This window comes from Sphingomonas sp. CFBP 8765 (genome assembly GCF_014841445.1).
In the GTDB taxonomy this organism is placed as follows: domain Bacteria; phylum Pseudomonadota; class Alphaproteobacteria; order Sphingomonadales; family Sphingomonadaceae; genus Sphingomonas; species Sphingomonas aerolata.
This window is the reverse complement of sequence record NZ_JACYTY010000006.1, coordinates 65,573-84,313: the sequence shown is the minus strand read 5'-3', so window position 1 is coordinate 84,313 and position 18,741 is coordinate 65,573. Positions and strand designations below refer to the sequence as shown.

Genomic DNA, 18,741 nt, shown 5'->3' with positions numbered 1-18,741 from the left:
GCGGTTTATCGCAGCAGCGCCGCCTCCGCCCAGGCGACGGGCTGCGCCGCGGTCGCGGTGCTACCACGGGCGACGAGTTCGACGATCCGCACCCCCTTGATGTCCGCGCGCAGCGGCGCGGCGGCCATGCCGAACGCCATCGCGGGGGAGGTCGCGAGCAGGCGCCCGTCGCCCCAGACCTCGAACGTGACCGTGCCTGCCTTGGGGGTGCCGGAATCGTTGACGCCGACCTTCGTCGTGAAGCGCGTGAACCCGGCGTTGCGCACCTCGAGACGCGACTGGCCGAGCACGCCGAGCCCCGTGTCGAAGTCCGTCCCGGCGATCCGCAACAGCTTCCCATAGGGTGCCCGGTCCGCCTCGGCCCCACCCCAGCCGCCATATTGCGCATGCTCGCCCGACCCATGCGTACCGATCCACGGGGTGATCGAACGGTGGATGGTCGGATCGGCCTGCGGCGACGCGACCCCGTCCACCGCCGGATTGACCCGCCCGGTCTGTTCGGAAAGATAGAGCCCGTCGGCAAGGCGCCGGGTGCCCGCGGCGCGGAACACGCGCGTCTCGTGCGGGGCCAGCGACAGGGCCATGTCCTTGCGGAAGCTGCTGTCCGCCTTGCTCCACAGGTCGCGCAACCGGACATCGATATCGGGTCGCAGCTTGAGATGCTCGGCGGTCAGCGTCGCCTTGGCAGGCTGCGCGGTCCGGTTGACGACCGCGACGCCCTTGCTGCCGTCGGCCAGCGCCTTGACGAGGATCTGCACCTCGTCCGAGTCATAGGCGAGCACCGCCTGATTGCCGGCCGGATCCTGGTTCAGCGCGACGATGTCGGCATTGCCGAAGATCGCGAGCAGATCGGGCGTCAGCTTGCGCAGGTCATAGCCGATGATCAGCGGCGAGTTCAGCATTGCCCAGAGCGTGAAATGCGCCCGCGCCTCGACGAGATGGCTGCGATCGAAATCACCCGACCCGACGAACAGCATGTCCGCATCGTTCCACGACCCGGGATGCGCATAGAGCGCGCGGTGCGTGACGGTGTCCATGTTGGTCAGCATGCGCGGCCAGAGCGGCTGGATGTCGTCGCTGGTGCGCGAGGTGTTGCCGACGTCCTTGCCCCAGGCCCGCACGTCGCCCGCGCCCCAGAGGCACAGCGAATAGACATAGGGACGTCCCGCCGCCTCGGCGCGGATCGCCGCCCCGACATCTTCGTAGAGGCGGCGGATACCCGCCACGTCGGACCGGCCGAGCGACTGCATGTCGACCAGCGGCGGCAGCGCGCGATACAGGCCCGATCGCACGCGCGGCGCATCCGCGGGCAGCCCCCGGATACCGCAGGCATCGACCTTGATGAAATCGAAATTCCAGTCGCGGAAATAGGTCTTCATGTCCTGATCGACATGGCCGTAGAGCCCGACTTCGCGTTCGGCGACGCTGCCTTCGGGCTGGTTCTTGAAATCGGGGGTGTAGATCTGTCCGCAGCTGTTGCGGCCGATGTCCGAATAGATCCCGGCCTTCAGCCCCATCGAGTGGAGCCGGTCGGTGAGCGGGCGGAAGCTCGTGTCGGGGCCGGTCGCCGCAGACGGGAAGTGGCTGGTACGGATGATCATCCGTCCGTCGGGCTGGCGGCGCTTGAGCCACCAGCCGTCGTCGATATTGACGTAGCGATAGCCGAGCGTCACCAGCTTCGTGTCGACCAGCGCCTGCGCGGAGGCGAGCACCTTCTCCTCGTCGACATCGCTGTTGAACGCGTTCCACGAATTCCAGCCCATCGGCGGGACGGGGGCGTGGCCATCGGCGTTCGCGCTCCACCGGCCGGTCGCCGCAAGCGGATCGCGCGGGGCGGCGTGGGCGGCCGAGGCGGCGGCACCGGCGAATGCGAGCGCGGTGCCGAGCAGCAGGATCGAGCGGGCGATCATAGCGGCAGCGCTGCGGAAGCGCGCGCGGTGAAGCGTGTCGTCGCGCCCGGAACGCCGGTGCCGGGCTGGCCCGACCCCAGCGTCACGCGGTACGTGCCGGCGGCGACCGATCGCGTGCCGTCGAGCGCGACCGAACTCAGGTCGCGCGGCGACAGGTCGAAGCTGAGCATGCGGGTTTCTCCCGGGTTGAGGTCGACGCGGCGAAACCCGCGCAACGCGATCCGCGGCGTACCGGGCCGGTCGGGGAAATCGAGGTAAAGCTGCGCGACTTCGGCGCCCGCGCGCTTGCCGATATTGCGGAGCCGCGCGGTAACGCGGATGCCGGTCTCCGCCCCGGCCGGCGCGGGCTCGACCCGGATCGCATCATACGCGAAGCGCGTGTAGCTGAGCCCCGCCCCGAACCGATAGACGGGCGTGCCGGTGAAATAGCGATAGGTCCGCCCGGCCATCGCATAGTCGCCGAAGGGCGGCAGATCCGCGACGCTGCGGTAGAAGGTCAGCGGCAGCCGGCCCGACGGATTGGTCCGGCCGGTCAGGATATTCGCTGCGGCCAGCCCGCCCTGTTCGCCCGGATACCAGGCCTCGAGGATGGCGGCCGCGTGATCCTTGGCCCAGGCGAGATTGATCGGGCTGCCGTTCATCGCGACCAGCACGATCGGCTTGCCCGCGGCGCGCGCCTGTTCGAGCATCGCGATCTGGTCGGCGGGAAGGTCGAGCGTGGTCTTGTCGCCGCCGGCGAAGCCCGGAACGCTGACGCCGGTTTCCTCGGCTTCGAGATCGGAGGTGAGGCCGACGACCGCGACGACGATGTCGGCCGCCGCGGCGGCGCGTTTCAGCGCAGCGGTCGGATCGTCCGATACGCGTTTCCAGACGAGATCGCCGCCGCCGCCGTCGATCGCGATGCGGTAGCGTCGCCCGGCGGTGAGCGTGAGCGTCTTCATTCCGGGCAGATCGTTCCAGCGGGCCTTGCGACGGTCCGACACGACCACCCCGTCGACCTCAAGCACGCCGCCCGCCCCCGACAGGCCGAGGCGATAGGTGCCGGTTTCGGGGGGGATGAGGAATCCGGTCCGGATCGTCCGGTGCACGTCGGCGACCCCGGCCAGCGCGAGCTGACGGTCGCCGACATCGGGCTCGATCCGGGTCACGACGGGGGTGTCCCGATACCGCACCGCCGCGACGATCGCGTCGCGCGTGCCGGGGGCAAAAGCGGTCGGCAGCGGGGCGACCGGGTTGTAATAGCGTGCGAGCACGCCCGGCTTGCCATCGGGGGTCTGCAGCGCGGAGGTCGGAACGCGGTCGCCATCGGTGACGGACTCGCCGAACGGGACCAGCGTGATCCGCTCGGCGCCGAGCGTCGTGCGCAGACCTTCGAGGATCGAGACCGGCGGTCCCGACAAGGGCGATGCGTAATTGCCGCGCAACACGCGGGTCGCGTCGCCCAGCGGCCCAATCACCGCGACCTTCGTCCCGGCGCGCAGCGGCAGGACGCCGTCATTCTTCAGCAATACCATCGACCGTTCGGCTGCAGTCAGCGCGAGCCGGCGATGTTCGGCGGCTCCGACCGCGTCGACCGGTACCGCCGCGGGCGCGCCGGCCAGACCGGGCAGATCGCCGGTGCGGTAGCGCGCCGCGAACAGGCGGACGAGGCTGCGATCGATATCGGCCGGGGTAACGAGGTCGTGCTGCAACGCGGTGCGATAGCGGGCGTCGAGCCCCGCCGTGTCGCTCAGCGTATCCCCGCTGCATTCATTGTCGACTCCCGAGCGCAGTGCCGCCGCGACCGCGGTCGCGCCGTCGGGGGCATATTTGTGGTTGTCGGCAATGTCCTTCACCGCGTCGCAATCGGACACGACATAGCCCGAAAACCCCCAGGCGCCGCGCAGATGCGTCTTGAGCAGCGGGTCGCTGGCACAGGCGGGCTGACCGTTGATGCGGTTATACGCGCACATGACCGACCCCGCCTGTCCGTCGACGATCGCCGCGCGGAACGCCGGCAGGAAGGTATCCTCGAGATCGTGCGCGGACACATAGACATTGGCCTGGTGCCGGGTGGCTTCCGGCCCGCTGTGGACGGCGAAATGCTTCGGCGTGGCGATGACGTGCGGGCGCTCGGGATCGGGGCCCTGCAGGCCGCGAACGAAGGCGACGCCCATCGCCGCGGTCAGGACGGGATCCTCGCCATAGGTTTCCTGGCCGCGCCCCCAGCGCGGATCGCGGAAGATGTTGATGTTGGGGGACCAGCTGTCGAGCCCGGTGCCGATATGCCCGACCCGCCCGGTTTCGCGCGCGAGCGTGTGGAGCCCGCGGACCTCGGTGCTGATCGCGCCTGCCACCGCCTGGACGAGCGGCGCATCGAAGCTGGCGGCCAGACCGATCGGCTCGGGGAAATTGGTCGTCGCGATCGGCCCCAGCGCGCCGTGGAGCGATTCCGTCCACCAGTTATAGGCCGGAATGTCGAGCCGCGGGATTGCGGGCGCGACGTTGAGCAGTTGGGGCAGCTTCTCGTCCGCGCGAAGCTGCGCGACGAGCGCGGTGGCCATGACCGTGGCCTGGTCGGGCGCGTTCGGGCTGGTCTGCGCAGCGACCGGGGCCGCGACGAGCGCCATCGCAAGCGTGAGCGACGGGCCAATCGCCGCGCGCCGGGCGGGCATCATACTCTCGCGCATCATCGTCTCCCCCATGCTCGCCGGACGTCGCCGCCGGCGCGTCACGAAAGCGACGTTTCGAACGGGCCGACGGGCAGCCCTGCATCGTCGACCAGGTTGATCGCGGGCGTGTCCGACCAGGCATAGCGGACCCGCGTGACGGGCTGGCCGTCGCCGGGCAGCGTCACCTGGGAGCCGACGACCGTGCCGGATGCGTAGCGACAGCTTGCGGCGGCGGCACCGCACAGCTCGAACCCGATCGCCTCGCGCGCGCTTTTCGCGTGCAGCGCGCCGGTCACGCCGGAAAAATCGAGCGCGACGCCGCCGCCGGGCGCGCGCTGTGCACGGGCGATGGCCGGGCCCGAGGGTGCGATCCGTTCGCCATAGACCGTCGCCCGCATGACCTGGGCAAGGCGTTGCCCCACCGCATGTTTTTCGCCCGGATGGATGTCGAGTGCATCGCCGATGTCGAGCGTGACCGCGACGCCGGCGTGGCGGTCCGTGGCGGCGACGCGACGCTGCGCATCGCGCACAGTGGCCCAGCCGCTCTCGCCTGGCGCAAAGGACGGTGCGCCGTAGCCGGCGAGCTGGGCGATGGCGAAGCCGGCCTGCGGGCTGCCGAGACGCGTGCGCCAGTCGGCGATCAGCGCGGTGAGACGCTGATCATAGCCCGGAATGCCGGTGTCGGACTCGCCCTGGTACCAGGCGATCCCGGCGACGCGCGTCCGGCCGAGCGGCGCGATCATCGCATTGTAGAGCGTCCCGGCGCCGTTGATGTCGTCCCACGGCACCCGGGGGGCGGAACCCGCGATCCGTCGCGCCTTCGCATAGCGCCAGCCATCGCCGAGCGGCACGCTGCTCCCGTCCCCGAAGGTGATCCGCATCGTGTCCGCAGGACCGGTCATCCCGCCATAGGCATAGACGTCATCGTCATTGACGGTGATGACGTTGCGCCCGGCCTTCAGCGTGCCGACGGGCAGCGCATAGACGCGCGATTGTGAGGCTAGACTGCTGCCGCCGACACCGATCCCGTTGACCCAGGTCCGGTCGGCATCGTCGATCGTCCCCAGCACGAGCGTGGCGGGACCGCGCGCCTGTTCGGCGGTGATCTCGACGCTGCGCTGATACCACAGCATGCCGTTGTAGCTGGCGAGGTCGGCGATGCCCCAGGTCTCGAAATTGGTCATCGCGGGCACCGCCTGCCAGTCGAGCGCGGCGCCGGGCTGCCACGGCTCGCGCCCGACCGCGTCGCCCGATCCGGTCCGCCACCAGGTCTCCCACAGCGTCATCGCACGCCGGTTCGCCGCCGCGGAATCGCGCGCATAGAGCGCGAGCAGATCCGCCTGGTCGCCTAGCCCCGCCTGCCGCAGCGCGGGATCGCTCATCCACGCGCTGATCCGTGACCCGCCCCAGCTCGCATGGATCGCACCGATCGGTACGGCCGCGCTCCGCCGGAGCGCTTGCGCCATGTAGAAGCAGGCCGCGGAGAAGGCGGGCTGGCTCGTGGGGCCGGCGACGGTCCAGCGCACCGCATCGTCGAGCCGCGCGACGGGCGTCGCGGCGGCGCGCTTCGGGATGGTCAGCAGGCGCAGGCCGGCGTCGACGGGTGCATGCGCATCGGGGATCAGGTCCTGCGCCTCGCTGACCGCCAGTTCCATGTTGCTCTGGCCCGAGCAGAGATAGACATCGCCGATCAGCACATCGTGCAGCACCGCCGCGCCGCTCTGCGCCGCGACCGTCAGATCATAGGGACCGCCGGCGTCGAGCGCGGGCAATTCCGCAGCGAAGCGGCCTGCTCGGTCCGTCTTTGCCGTGACCGAACGCCCCGCCAGCGTAATCATCACCGTCTCCCCCGCCGCCGCCTCGCCGGTCAGCGCGATCGGCTGACCCCGCTGGATCACCGCGTGATCAGTCAGTACGCCGTCAAGACGCGGGGCCGCGAGCGCGGCCGACGCGCTGCTGGCAAGAAGGACGGCAATGGCAAGACGGGCGGGCAGGCGTGGCATGATTCGATGGGTCCTCTGGCAGGTCAGACGGGCTGGAGCCCGTGGCGCACGATATGATCGATACGTTCGCGGTGGTGAGGCGGGCTGGCCACCAGACGGTGTGTCGGGGCGTCGTTTTCGATCGAGCCGGGCATCACCGCCGTGCGTGCGCGGAGGCTGACGACTATGTCGTTACCAGCGCCGTCTATCGCGGGCAGGGGTAGCGTGTTGCTCTGAATGGCAGTGTCGTGCGCGAAGGCGGGCAGCGCGCACGTCAGTGCGGCAACGCTGATCACGTGCGCGACTGCAGGGCCACGGCGGGCGAGCGTCGGGCTTTGGGCCGCAACGGTGGAAGCAGCAGACGTCGTCGAGCCCATCCTTGCCTCCCCTCATGGGTCGCATTGCCTCATCGTGCGTGAGGCATGGGCGACCGAATTGCATGTCTCCGACTTCAGACGGAGATGCGCAATTTAGCATTTGCGATAGCGCTCACACTAACCCGGATGTCGGGCTTTGCAAGTATTTGTCGGAGTGAATCCAAAACAGCTCTCAAATGCCAGAGCGCCATGCGATGTGGAGCACAATTGACAAGACTATGGGCTGGATGGCCGCGCGGGCGAGGCTGGACCATGAACGGCATGATGCGGCGGCTGAACGCGCGTGGACGCCTGCCGCAAAGTACGGTTCGGTGTTGCAATATCAGAAGAAAAATGGTGCCCGGAGACGGGGTCGAACCGCCGACACTGCGATTTTCAGTCGCATGCTCTACCAACTGAGCTATCCGGGCATCGTCCGATCGGGATCGGATGAAGGGCCGATCGTGCGATCGGAAGGGCGCGTTTAGTCGGGCTCTTCACCGCTGTCTAGCCCCGTTTGCGATATTGCGCGACCGGGGATGCGATAGCCTTCGCCGAGCCATTGCAGCAGGTCGCGGTCGCGGTGCCGGCTCGAGCAAAAGGGGGCGTAATCGGGGACGGCGGGCTGGCCGCAGATCGGGCATTTCACGGCGGGCATCAGCGGCTCTCCAGATCGTGGACGACGCCCGTACGACGGGCGAGCGTCGCCAGCCAGTCGGGGTGCGCCATGAGGCGGGCATGGACCGCGGCGGGCAGCGCATGGCGCCGCGGGGCGGTCGGCGGGGTGCGCTCGAGCGTGCGCAACGCCGCGCGGGCGGCGGCGCCGACCGGATCGGCGCGCAGGATCTCGGGGATCGACGCGCGGGCGCGCGGGCGGATGATCTGCAGGAAGCCGAAGCCGTTGACCGCGGTGCGCTCGAACGGGGGCGGCAACGACGCGTCGATCGCGGCGGCGACGGCGCTGCGCTGCGCCTTGCCGGCGATGGTGGGGAAGTCGACGCCGATCGAGCCGCCGATACCGTGGCGGCGGATCGCGCGCGCGACCGCATGTGCCGCGGCGACCGCCAGCGGGTCGAGCGGGGGTGCGCCATCGACATCGAACAGCGTCATCGCCGGGGTCGGTGACAGCCGCAGCGCGCCGAGCGGGAAGACGATCTCGCCGCTCATCGCCTCGTCGAGCAGTTCGGACCAGCCCGCGGCCTCCAGCGCGTCGGGCTCATGCGCGCGCGGGGCGTGGATCGGCAGGCCGGTCGCGACGAGGCGGTCGTACAGCGTCGGCGCGGCGCAGGGAGAGCGATCGGTGGCGTTCGCCTTGGCGAGCTTGGCGCGGCCGGCCTCGGGCAGGGCCTCGCGGACGATCTCGACGGTCAGGCTGGCGCCTTGCGTGATGCCGGGCGGCAGATGGCTGACCAGCGCCTCGCCGCCGTCGAGCGCGACGCGGCCGCGCCCGCCGCCCAGCGCCTCGACGAGGCGCGCGCGCGCGACATGGCCGACGCGCAGCGCCACGTCGTCGCGCTCGATCAGTGCCTCGACGATCTGGTCATTCTCGACCAGCGCGGCGCGGTCTTCGCCAATGCCGGCTTCGTAGAGCCAGACGGGGCCGGATTCAGGCAAGCGCGAGCCCGGCGGTCTTCAGCAGCGCGCGGGTTTCGAACAGCGGAAGCCCCACAACCCCCGAATGGCTACCCGAGAGAAAGCGCACGAACGCCTCGGCGCGGCCCTGGATCGCATAGCCGCCCGCCTTGCCCAGCCCTTCGCCGCATGCGATGTAGTCGTCGATCTCGGCGGTCGAGAGCGGCTTGAACGCGACGATCGTGTCGGCGAGGCGGGTGCGGACGGTGCCGGCGGCGTCGATCACGCAGACTGCGGACAGGCAGTGATGACGCCGCCCGGACAATTTGCCGAGCAGGTCGCGCTGGATGTCGGGCGTATCGGCGGGCGGCAGGATGCGGCGGCCGAGGGCGATGGTGGTGTCCCCGGCGATGACGATCTCACCCGCGGCGCGATCGACCGCGCATGCCTTCTCGACCGCGAGACGCAGCGCATAGGCGCGCGGCACTTCGGCCCGGTGCGGGCTTTCGTCGATATCGGGGGACGCAACGCGCGACGGCACGACGCCGAGCCGCGCCAGCAGGTCGCGGCGGCGGGGCGAGGAGGAGGCTAGGACGAGCACAATTGCCTCGATCTTGCTGCACGACCGCGGACGACCCGCGGCCAGCGCTTATTTGAAGCGGTAGGTGATGCGACCCTTGGTCAGATCATACGGGGTGAGCTCACACAGCACCTCGTCGCCGACCAGCACGCGGATGCGGTTCTTGCGCATCTTGCCGGCGGTGTGACCGAGAATCTCGTGGTCGTTTTCGAGCTGTACCCGGAACATCGCGTTGGGGAGGAGTTCCACCACGCGGCCGCGCATCTCGAGCAGTTCTTCCTTGGCCAAATATAATCTCTGAATTGGGGGAATTTCGGGACGAGCGCCCTTACCGCAGGTTCGCGAAAAAGGAAAGCACGCCCGAAAGGCGCGCATGGCCCTTATGCCCATACGCGCCCCTCAGACCTGGATGTCGGTGTTCGCCGCGTCCGAAACAAGGGCGCGTCACAGCAGCCCGGGCTGTGTGCCGGTGGCTTCGCGCGCGGCGCGGCGGAAGGCGGCGCGGTCGACATTGGGGATCCGCGGCCGCTTGCCCTGGAACAGGTCGGCGAGCGTGAGGATCTGAAGCCGCGGGAACGTCTCGTCGACGCCGGCGCGGTAGATGCCGACCGCGGCGGCGCGGCGCTCCATCTCGCGCGTGGGCCTGGCGTTCATGATCAGCACGCCGATCGGCGCCTTTTCGCGCGCGATCGTCGCCGCGAGCGTCTCGACCATCGTCACATCGGGATTGAGCCCGCCCTTGACCGAGACGATCGCGCGGTGCGTGACCATCTTTCCTGCGGCGACATCGTGATCGTTGAAATAGATGAGCCCGTCGATCCCGCCATCCGCCCCCTTCTTGCGGCCGCCAAAAGGGAGCGCATCGACCAGCGACACCGCCCACCACTGAAACTGGTATTTGTCGCGCAGCGCCAGATCGCGTGCGGAGGCGAGGCCCTTGGGGGTGCCTTCGACCGTGAAGGTGACGCGGGGAAACGCGTCCTTCATGCGCTTTTCGATCAGCGAAATGGCGAGATGCGTGATGTCGATCCCAATCCATTGCCGGCCCATTTTCTGCGCGGCATGGACCGCCGTGCCGCATCCACAGAACGGATCAAGCACCACGTCGCCTTCGTTCGACGACGCGCCGATGATGCGTTCGAGCAGGGCCACCGGCTTCTGGGTCGGATAGCCGAGACGCTCCCGCGACACCGGGGCGATGATAGGAATGTCCCATACGTCGTTCATCGCGACGCCTGGCGACGTGCCGCTCTCCTGCGTGGGATTGCGGGTTCCGTCGGGAGCGAAGGTCACTTTCTGCATCGCCCCGCGCCAACGTTTGATCGAACTCGCCGACGGGGGCATCGTCAGAACGTTGAACAGATTGCCCGTTTCGGTCTTACTGTAGAACAGCAGGCAGTCGTGCATCCGTTGAAAGCGGTGGGAGACCGTCGGCCAGCGCCGATAGCTCCAGATGATCTCGTTCTGAAACTGCCGTTTGCCGAACGTCGCGTCGAGAAGAAGTTTCAGATAGTGGCTCGCGGTCGGGTCGCAGTGGAGATAGAGGCTGCCGGTCGGTTTCAGGACGCGGTGCAGTTCGAGCAGCCGGACCGCCATCATCGCCAGATAGGCCATCATGTCATTGTCGCCGAGAAACCCGCGCATCGCGTTGAGCAGGTCGAACGCCTTGGTGTTGCCGCTGCGCGCGACCTAGTCGAAGGCATCCTCTGCGCTGTCGTTCCAGTGCCAGCTGTCCTCGAACGCCTCGATCTGCGCGTTCGAGGCGCGGCCGTCGGGTTCCTTGAACAGGATGCCATAGGTCGCGTTCGAATTGAACGGCGGGTCGAGATAGATCAGGTCGATGCTCTCGTCGGCGATCTCCTTGCGGAGGACGGTGAGATTGTCGCCATAGAAGAGGTGGTTTTCGGGGCGGTTGCGCATCGGGGCAGGATGCGGGGGCAAAAGCCGGTCCGTCCAAGCCAGATGCATCCGCGGACGGTCTATCGGGTCCGTTACGGCGGTATCGGCGGGGGGGTGTTACGGAGGGGGCAGCGCGTGCCGCCCCCTCCGTCAGGCTGCACCTGCTACCTCCCCCTTGCGGGGGAGGATCGTCGCGTCAGCCCACCCCGCCGCCCGCGAGTGCGGCGAGCAGCAGCAGCGCGACGATGTTGGTGATCTTGATCATCGGGTTCACCGCCGGGCCGGCGGTGTCCTTGTAGGGATCGCCGACGGTGTCGCCGGTCACCGCGGCCTTGTGCGCCTCAGATCCCTTGCCGCCGTGGTTGCCGTCCTCGATATATTTCTTGGCATTGTCCCAGGCGCCGCCGCCGCTCGTCATCGAGATTGCGACGAACAGACCCGAGACGATCACGCCGAGCAGCATCGCGCCGAGCGCGGCGAAGCCCGAGGCCTGGCCGGCGACCGCGGTGATGATGAAATACACCGCGATCGGCGACAGCACCGGCAGCAGCGAGGGCACAATCATCTCGCGGATCGCCGCCTTCGTCACCAGATCGACGGTGCGCGCATAATTGGGGCGGCTGGTGCCGAGCATGATGCCGGGATTGTCGCGGAACTGCGCGCGGACCTCCTCGACGACCGCGCCCGCCGCGCGACCGACCGCGGTCATCCCGAACGCGCCGAACAGATAGGGGAGCAGCGCGCCGAGCAGCAGGCCGACGATGACGTACGGGTTGCTGAGGCTGAAATCGACCGTGACCTGCGGGAAATAGGTCGCGAGGTCGGTGGTATAGGCGCCGAACAGGACGAGCGCGGCGAGCCCGGCCGAGCCGATCGCATAGCCCTTGGTCACCGCCTTGGTGGTGTTGCCGACCGCGTCGAGCGCATCTGTCTTCTGTCGGACGTCATCGGGAAGGCCCGCCATCTCGGCGATCCCGCCGGCATTGTCGGTGACCGGGCCGTACGCGTCGAGCGCGACGACCATGCCCGCCTGGGCGAGCATCGCGGTGGCGGCAAAGGCGATGCCGATGATCCCGGCGAGCTGGTAGGCGACGATCACCGCGACGACGATGACGAGCGTCGGCATCGCAGTCGATTCGAGGCTGATCGCGAGCCCCTGGATGACGTTGGTGCCGTGGCCGGTCTCGGATGCCTTGGCGATCGACTGGACCGGGCGGTGGTTGGTGCCGGTGTAATATTCGGTGATCCACACGATCAGCCCGGTGACGACCAGCCCGATCATCATCGACCAGAACAGGTCCATGCCGGTGAAGCTTTGCGTCAGCGACGGCGCGGCCTGGGTGGTCAGGTCGTCGGTCGCGGGATCGAGATAGCCTGCACCACCGATCACGCGGTGAAGGTCGCCGAGCACGTACTGCGTGGCGAGGTAGATGGCGGGAATCGACAGGATCGTCGAGGTGAAGAAGCCCTTGTAGAGTGCGCCCATGATGCTGCCGCCGCCGAGCCGGACCATGTAGGTGCCGATGATCGAGGTGACGATGCACACGCCGCCGACGAGCAGCGGGAGCGTCATCAGACGCATCAACTCGGCGCCGCTCGCCTGGATCAGCAGCGCGATCGAGATCATCGTGACGCCCAGCGTGACGACGTACGTCTCGAACAGGTCGGCGGCCATGCCCGCGCAGTCGCCGACATTGTCGCCGACATTATCGGCGATGACCGCGGGGTTGCGGGGATCGTCCTCGGGAATGCCCGCCTCGACCTTGCCGACCAGATCCGCGCCGACGTCGGCCGCCTTGGTGAAGATGCCGCCGCCCAGACGCGCGAAGATCGAGATCAGCGAGGCCCCGAAGGCGAGCGCGGTCAGTGCCTCGACGATGATCCGGTCGTTGGGCGCGTGACCCGCAAAGCCGGTGAGATACCAGAAGAAGGCGCTGATCGCGAGCAGCCCGAGCCCCGCGACGAGCATGCCGGTGACCGCGCCCGATCGGAACGCCATCGTCAGCCCGGCCTGGAGCGAGGTGCGCGCGGCCTCTGCGGTGCGGACGTTCGCCCGAACCGAGATGTTCATGCCGACATAGCCCGCGACCCCCGACAGCACCGCGCCGATGACGAAACCGATCGTCGAGATCATGCCGAGCGTGGCGAGCAGGATGACGGCGACGATGACGCCGACGATCGCGATGGTCGTGTACTGGCGGCCGAGATAGGCCTTTGCGCCCTCCTGGATGGCGGCGGCAATGTCCTGCATCTTCGCATTGCCGGGGGAGGCGGCGAGGACCTGCCGACTGGTGACGAAGCCATATAGGACGGCGATGACGCCGCAGATCATGGCCAGATAGACGGTCGTCATACGGCACTATCCCTTTTTTCAGTTCCTCCCCGGTCTCGGCTTTGCCGAGTCCCGTCCAAGGAACCTATCAGTGCAGGGGTATTGCGCAAGCGACCGTCAGGCGCGGTGCTCATAGCCTAGACTTGGCGGCAGCGGGACGGGCGTGCCGGCATCGTGAAGGACCAGCCCCGATCCCGTCAAGAACGCCCCTATCCGGGTGGCATCGGTAGCGAAATCTTCGGGCGCGGCGAACAGCAGCTGATAGTCGTCGCCTGCGGTCGCCGCTGCGACCCGATCGCCTGAATAGGCACGATAGGCGTCGGAGAGGGGGATGGCGGCGAGATCGATCGCGACGGCGAGGCCACTCGCGAGCGCCATGCGCGCGGCGTCGATGAGCAGACCGTCGGACACGTCCATCATCGCATGGACGTGGCGGGCGAGGCGGCGGCCATCGGCGAGGCGGGGCTGCGGGCGGCGATACGCGGCGAGCAGCTCGGCCGGGCCAGGCTTGCCGAGCGCGATCGCCAGTCCTGCCCCGGCATCGCCGATCGTGCCGGTGACGTAGAGCGCGTCCCCCGGCTTCGCGCCGGCGCGGGCGGGGGCGGCGGCGTCGCTGCCGAAGGCGGTGACGGTGAGGATGCGGGGTGCTCCCGGGGGGAGGGTGACCGTGTCGCCGCCGATCAGCCGCGTGTCATGGGCCGTAAGGATGTCGGCGAGGCCTTCGAGGAACGTGCGGTCCCATGCGTCGTCGCCGAGCGGGTAGTTGAGCAGGATGCCCTCGGGAACCGCGCCCTTGGCGGCGAGATCGGAGAGGTTGGTCGCGACGAGCTTCCACGCGACATCCTGCGCGGGGTCGATGGGGAGGAAATGCACGCCCTCGACCAGCGTGTCGGTGGTGACGACGAGCGGCCCTGCGTCGAGCAGCGCGGTGTCGTCGTTCAGGCCGCGCGCCGCTGGGTGGAGCGGGAGGCGGCGCAGGGCTGCAATGAACTCGGCTTCGGTCATGTCCTCCGCCAATACAGCAGCGTCATCCTGACGAAAGTCAGGACCCAGAGTAACGAACGCTCCGTCCTGTTACTCTGGGTCCTGGGTCAAGCCCAGGATGACGATAGATTACGCCCGGACCTCTTTCGCGATGCCGTCGAGCAGGCCGTTGACGAAGCCCGATTCGCGCTTGTCGTAAAAGGCGTGCGCGACGTCGACATATTCGCTGATCACCGCGGCGACCGGCACGTCCTTGCGCGCCAGCAGTTCGTAGGTGCCGACGCGGATGATCGCCTTCATCGGCTTGTCGAGGCGGGCGAGCGTCCAGCCCTTGGCGAGCTTGCCCTCGATCAGCAGATCGATCTCGCCGCTGCGGGCATTCGCACCGGTCACGAGGTCGTCGAAGAAATCGACGTCCGCCTCGGCATATTCGACGTCTTCGATCGTCGCGCCAAGCCGGTGCTGGTGGAATTCGTTGAGCAGGACGGGCATCGCGGTACCTTCCATCTCATGCTGATAGGTCGCCTGGACGGCGGCGAGTCGCGCGGCGGCGCGTTCCTTGGTGCGGGGAGCGGTTCTGGACATAAGCGGTTGCCTGTACGCGCGGGGGGCTTGCGTGTCAGCCCTTCGCGTTTCTTACGCGTGGGGGGAGTGAAGAAGATTGGTTCGCGCGGAGGTGTCGACCTTACCGCGCAGCGGCCCTCCAATAACCCGCTGGTGAGGATCGGGGCGGCTGCGCCGCGTACAACATCTCCGCGCCTCCGCGCCTCCGCGCGAACAAAAATCAGTGGTTGAGGCGAAGCCGCAACGCCACCGATTTTGCGTGGGCCGGCAAACCCTCGGCGTTGGCGAGTGCGACGGTCGCGGGGCCGAGTTCACGCAAGGCGGCTTCGTCGAGCGCGAGGAAGCTGGTGCGCTTCATGAAGTCGAGCACCGACAAGCCGCTCGCGAACCGCGCGCGGCGGCCGGTCGGCAGGACGTGGTTCGGGCCCGCCACGTAATCGCCGATCGCCTCGGGGGTGTAGCGGCCGAGGAACACCGAGCCCGCATGGCGGACGCGGTCGAAGAAGCCCTGCGGGTCGGGGATGGCGAGCTGGAGATGCTCGGCGGCGAGCCGGTCGACCAGCGGGATCGCGTCCGCCAGCGTGTCGACGACGATGATCGCGCCGTTCGCATCCCAGGCGACGCGCGCGACCGCCTCGGTGGCGAGTTCGCTGAGCTGGCGATCGACCGCGTCGGCGACCTTGTCGGCAAACGCCGCGTCGTCGGTGAACAGGATCGACTGCGTCGTGGTGTCGTGCTCGGCCTGGCTGAGCAGGTCGGCGGCGGTCCATTCGGGGTCGTTGAGCGCATCCGCGACGACGACGATCTCGGACGGCCCCGCGACCATGTCGATGCCGACGACGCCGTAGACCTGGCGCTTGGCCTCCGCGACCCAGGCGTTGCCGGGGCCGGTGATGACGTCGACGGGCGCGACCCGGCCCGCGCCGTAAGCGAGCGCGGCGACGGCCTGCGCGCCACCGACGCGCCAGACCTCGTCGACGCCCGCGAGATGCGCGGCGGCGAGGACGAGCGGGTTGATCTGGCCGTCCGGCGTCGGCGTGACCATCGCGAGACGACCGACGCCCGCGACCTTGGCGGGGATCGCGTTCATCAGCAGCGACGAGGGGTAGGCCGCACGGCCGCCGGGGACGTAGATGCCCGCCGCGTCGACCGGCAGCCAGCGTGCGCCGAGCCGGACACCCGCCGAATCGACCGAGTCGCTGTCGAGCGGGCGCTGTTTCTCGTGATAGGCGCGGATCCGCGTCGCGGCGAGTTCGAGCGCGGTGCGCAGCTCGGGCTCGAGCGCGTCGAACGCGGCCTTGCAGTCGGCGGCGTCGATCTGCCAGCCGGTCGCTTCGAGGTCGTGGCGGTCGTGCTTTTGCGTCAGGTCGCGCAGCGCGGTCTCGCCGTCGCGGCGGACGGACGCGATGATCGCGGCGACATCCTGCGTGACGCCGGCGTCCGATTCGCGGCGGTCCTCGACGAGCGCGGTGAAGCGGTCGGCGAAGTCGGCGTCGGTGGTGGAAAGGCGGATCATGCGGCCTGCTCCTGCTCGACGGCACGACGGAACGCCTCGACCAGCGGCACCACCCGAGCGCGCGTCTTCATCGCGGCGCGGTTGACGACCAGGCGGCTGGTGACGTCCATGATCCGCTCGACCTCGACCAGGCCGTTTTCCTTGAGCGTGCGGCCCGACGAGACGAGGTCGACGATGCGCGGCGCGAGGCCAAGCGTCGGGGCGAGCTCCATCGCGCCGTTCAGCTTCACGCATTCGGCCTGGACGCCGCGGGCGGCGAAATGCGCGGCGGTGACGTGCGGATATTTGGTCGCGACGCGGACATGGCTCCAGCCGCGCGGATCGTCCTTCGCCGCCATTGCGGTGGGCTCGGCGACCGACAGGCGGCAATGACCGATGCCGAGATCGACCGGGGCATAGAGTTCGGAATAGCCGAATTCGGCGATCACGTCAGAGCCGACGATGCCGAGCTGCGCCGCGCCGTGCGCGACGAAGGTCGCGACATCGAACGCGCGGACGCGGATCAGCGAGATGTCGGGGTCGTTGGTCGCGAAGCGGAGCGCGCGGCTGTCCTCGTCCGAAAACGCCGCTTCGGGATGGATGCCGGCGCGGGCGAGCAGCGGCAAAGCCTCGGCTAGGATACGTCCCTTCGGGACGGCGATGATGATCTGGGAGTCTGGCACGCGCCGGGCTTTACGATCGGGCTGGGGAGGGTGCAACCGGATCGCCCCGATCGCCACAACAATACGGCCCGGGATCGCTCCCGGGCCGTCGTGGCGCCTTAGTAGAAGAAGCCGTTGTTGACCTGTGCGACGCGACCGTTGCGCGTGTCGACCAGGACGACGTCGCGGCCATAGCGGACCCAGCGCTGATAGCCGAAGCCTGGGCGGGGCAGGCGATAGGTCTGGTAGTCGTTGATCCAGTAGTTGCGGCCATAATATTGCGGCGCGAACCGGTGGCCGACGTTGATCGGGCGATAACGATAGCCGCGCGGGCCGACATAGGCCGGACGACGATAGACGTTGGCGTGGCTGCGGCGATAGTCGCGCCAGTCCTCGCGGCGCTCCTGACGGTCTTCGCGCAACTCGCGGCGGGCATCGCGGACGTCGCCGCGGTCGCCGAAACGGCGCGCCTGCTGAAGTTCGCGCTGGCTCTGACGCACTTCACGGTCGCTGCGGCGGACTTCGCCATAGCTCTGCGCGGTGGCGAACGTGGGAACCAAGGTGGCGGCGGCTACGGCCGCGAGGATCAACTTACGCATGACTGCTCTCCTGTCTTCGTCGCCGTATCAAACGGCATGACAGGAGATTTGCTCCCCGGCCGCTGAACGGTTTCAGAATGCGGTGGTCAGGATTCAGACAGGTGGCATCTACGCCTTCCACCACTTTCGTCAGGATGACGAGGATTGGGCGGTCAGATCCCCCAGCGGCGCATCGCGGCGATCACCGCGTCGGGTTTTTCCCAGGGGACGAAATGGCCCGCATCGACCTTCTCGATCGTCAGCTCGGGGACATAGTCGGCGAGGTCGAGCTGGCTTGGCAGCAGCGCGGTGTCGCGCATGCCCCAGATCACCAGCACCGGCATCTTCATCGGCGGGAAGGGCGCGTCGAGAAAGGCGGGGCGGGGCGGGGTCTCGTCCATCGCGGGGACGACGATCGCGCTGGCGCGGTACCAGTTGAGCATCGCGGTCATCGCGCCGGGCTGCGACCATTCGTCGAGATAGGCGGCCTTGTCCTTGCCCGCGATCGCCTGCGTCACGTGATGCGCGAAGGTCGAGCCGAGGAATTTCTCGAGGCCCGTGCCGGTGAGGCCCTGGTCGATACTCGTGTCGCGGAACCGGCGGATATACTGGCTCGCCTTGCGCTGTTCGGGGTCGTCGAAGATCGTCCGCTGGAAGACGAGCGGGTGGGGCGCGTTGACGATCACCAGCCGTTCGATCCGGTCGGGATGGTGGAGCGCGGCCATCCAGGCGACCGCGCCGCCCCAGTCATGCCCGACCAGCGTGAAGCGGTCGATCTTGAGCTGATCGGCGAGCGCGAGCAGGTCGGCGACAATCTTGTCGGGGGTGTAATTGGCGACGCCCTCGGGCTTCGACGAGCGCGCATAGCCGCGCTGGTCGGGGGCGATGACATAATGGTCGCGCGCGAGGTCGGGGGCGATGTGGCGCCAGGTGCGGTGCGATTCGGGGAAGCCGTGGAGGAGAATGACGGGCGGATGCCCCGGATCGCCGCTGATCGCGACGTCGAGGTCGACGCCGGTGGAAAGTCGGAGGCTCTGCAGCTCGGTCATGTCTCTCTCCCGCGTGGTGCCCCGGATCTGGCCGGGGGTCGATATGGTCTGCACCGATAGGGGGAGTGTGCGGTACCGCGCAGGGCGGGACAAGGGCCGGATCCATTTTGCGATCCTCCCCCTGGCG

17 protein-coding genes and 1 tRNA gene are annotated in these 18,741 nt (G+C 68.5%); all 18 read right to left on the bottom strand.

What is annotated here, in order from left to right; translation table 11 throughout:
* Nucleotides 1-5: 5 nt before the first annotated feature.
* On the bottom strand, nucleotides 6-1,910 hold the full coding sequence (locus IFT87_RS15455; RefSeq protein ID WP_192191202.1) for an NPCBM/NEW2 domain-containing protein: 1,905 nt from the start codon (nucleotides 1,908-1,910) through the stop codon (nucleotides 6-8).
* Entirely contained in the window at nucleotides 1,907-4,579 is a 2,673-nt protein-coding gene (locus IFT87_RS15450) for a glycoside hydrolase family 3 C-terminal domain-containing protein (RefSeq protein WP_197975314.1), read from the bottom strand. The genes IFT87_RS15455 and IFT87_RS15450 overlap by 4 nt, the downstream gene beginning before the upstream one ends.
* Nucleotides 4,580-4,620: 41 nt before the next feature.
* Nucleotides 4,621-6,564: a sialate O-acetylesterase gene (locus tag IFT87_RS15445; RefSeq protein WP_192191201.1), complete on the bottom strand. Its 1,944-nt coding sequence runs from the start codon at nucleotides 6,562-6,564 to the stop codon at nucleotides 4,621-4,623.
* Nucleotides 6,565-6,587: 23 nt separating this feature from the next.
* Nucleotides 6,588-6,920 carry a hypothetical protein gene (locus IFT87_RS15440; RefSeq protein ID WP_128082295.1) on the bottom strand — a complete coding sequence of 111 codons (333 nt, stop codon included), beginning with the start codon at nucleotides 6,918-6,920 and terminating at the stop codon, nucleotides 6,588-6,590.
* Between the two features lie 334 nt (nucleotides 6,921-7,254).
* Nucleotides 7,255-7,330, bottom strand: a tRNA-Phe gene (locus IFT87_RS15435).
* Between the two features lie 53 nt (nucleotides 7,331-7,383).
* Nucleotides 7,384-7,557 (bottom strand): DNA gyrase inhibitor YacG, encoded by a 174-nt coding sequence (locus IFT87_RS15430; RefSeq protein ID WP_081877796.1) that lies wholly within the window; start codon nucleotides 7,555-7,557, stop codon nucleotides 7,384-7,386.
* Nucleotides 7,557-8,513, bottom strand: coding sequence for a ribonuclease (locus IFT87_RS15425; protein WP_192191200.1), 957 nt, complete (start codon nucleotides 8,511-8,513; stop codon nucleotides 7,557-7,559). Before IFT87_RS15425 ends, IFT87_RS15430 begins: the two co-directional genes overlap by 1 nt.
* The gene (locus tag IFT87_RS15420) at nucleotides 8,506-9,075 is read right to left on the bottom strand and encodes a Maf family protein (protein ID WP_037531997.1); all 570 of its coding nucleotides are present in this window, start codon (nucleotides 9,073-9,075) and stop codon (nucleotides 8,506-8,508) included. Before IFT87_RS15420 ends, IFT87_RS15425 begins: the two co-directional genes overlap by 8 nt.
* A 45-nt stretch (nucleotides 9,076-9,120) precedes the next feature.
* Entirely contained in the window at nucleotides 9,121-9,339 is a 219-nt protein-coding gene (infA, locus tag IFT87_RS15415; RefSeq protein ID WP_031441079.1) for a translation initiation factor IF-1, read from the bottom strand.
* A 156-nt stretch (nucleotides 9,340-9,495) separates the two neighbouring features.
* Nucleotides 9,496-10,695, bottom strand: coding sequence for a DNA methyltransferase (locus IFT87_RS15410; protein WP_249403388.1), 1,200 nt, complete (start codon nucleotides 10,693-10,695; stop codon nucleotides 9,496-9,498).
* Between the two features lie 45 nt (nucleotides 10,696-10,740).
* Nucleotides 10,741-10,971, bottom strand: a complete 231-nt coding sequence (locus IFT87_RS20525) for a hypothetical protein (protein ID WP_249403387.1) — start codon at nucleotides 10,969-10,971, stop codon at nucleotides 10,741-10,743.
* A gap of 175 nt (nucleotides 10,972-11,146) precedes the next feature.
* Nucleotides 11,147-13,303 carry a sodium-translocating pyrophosphatase gene (locus IFT87_RS15405; protein ID WP_192191199.1) on the bottom strand — a complete coding sequence of 719 codons (2,157 nt, stop codon included), beginning with the start codon at nucleotides 13,301-13,303 and terminating at the stop codon, nucleotides 11,147-11,149.
* Between the two features lie 96 nt (nucleotides 13,304-13,399).
* A complete protein-coding gene (thiL, locus tag IFT87_RS15400; RefSeq protein WP_192191198.1) occupies nucleotides 13,400-14,287 on the bottom strand; it encodes a thiamine-phosphate kinase in 888 nt (295 codons plus the stop codon).
* 108 nt (nucleotides 14,288-14,395) lie between these two features.
* Nucleotides 14,396-14,851 carry a transcription antitermination factor NusB gene (nusB, locus tag IFT87_RS15395; RefSeq protein ID WP_037530839.1) on the bottom strand — a complete coding sequence of 152 codons (456 nt, stop codon included), beginning with the start codon at nucleotides 14,849-14,851 and terminating at the stop codon, nucleotides 14,396-14,398.
* Between the two features lie 199 nt (nucleotides 14,852-15,050).
* Nucleotides 15,051-16,346: a histidinol dehydrogenase gene (hisD, locus tag IFT87_RS15390; RefSeq protein ID WP_037530842.1), complete on the bottom strand. Its 1,296-nt coding sequence runs from the start codon at nucleotides 16,344-16,346 to the stop codon at nucleotides 15,051-15,053.
* Nucleotides 16,343-17,008: an ATP phosphoribosyltransferase gene (hisG, locus tag IFT87_RS15385; RefSeq protein ID WP_037530845.1), complete on the bottom strand. Its 666-nt coding sequence runs from the start codon at nucleotides 17,006-17,008 to the stop codon at nucleotides 16,343-16,345. Before hisG ends, hisD begins: the two co-directional genes overlap by 4 nt.
* Nucleotides 17,009-17,106: 98 nt before the next feature.
* Nucleotides 17,107-17,586 (bottom strand): RcnB family protein, encoded by a 480-nt coding sequence (locus tag IFT87_RS15380; RefSeq protein ID WP_037530847.1) that lies wholly within the window; start codon nucleotides 17,584-17,586, stop codon nucleotides 17,107-17,109.
* 152 nt (nucleotides 17,587-17,738) lie between these two features.
* Nucleotides 17,739-18,614, bottom strand: coding sequence for an alpha/beta fold hydrolase (locus IFT87_RS15375; RefSeq protein ID WP_192191197.1), 876 nt, complete (start codon nucleotides 18,612-18,614; stop codon nucleotides 17,739-17,741).
* Nucleotides 18,615-18,741: the final 127 nt, after the last annotated feature.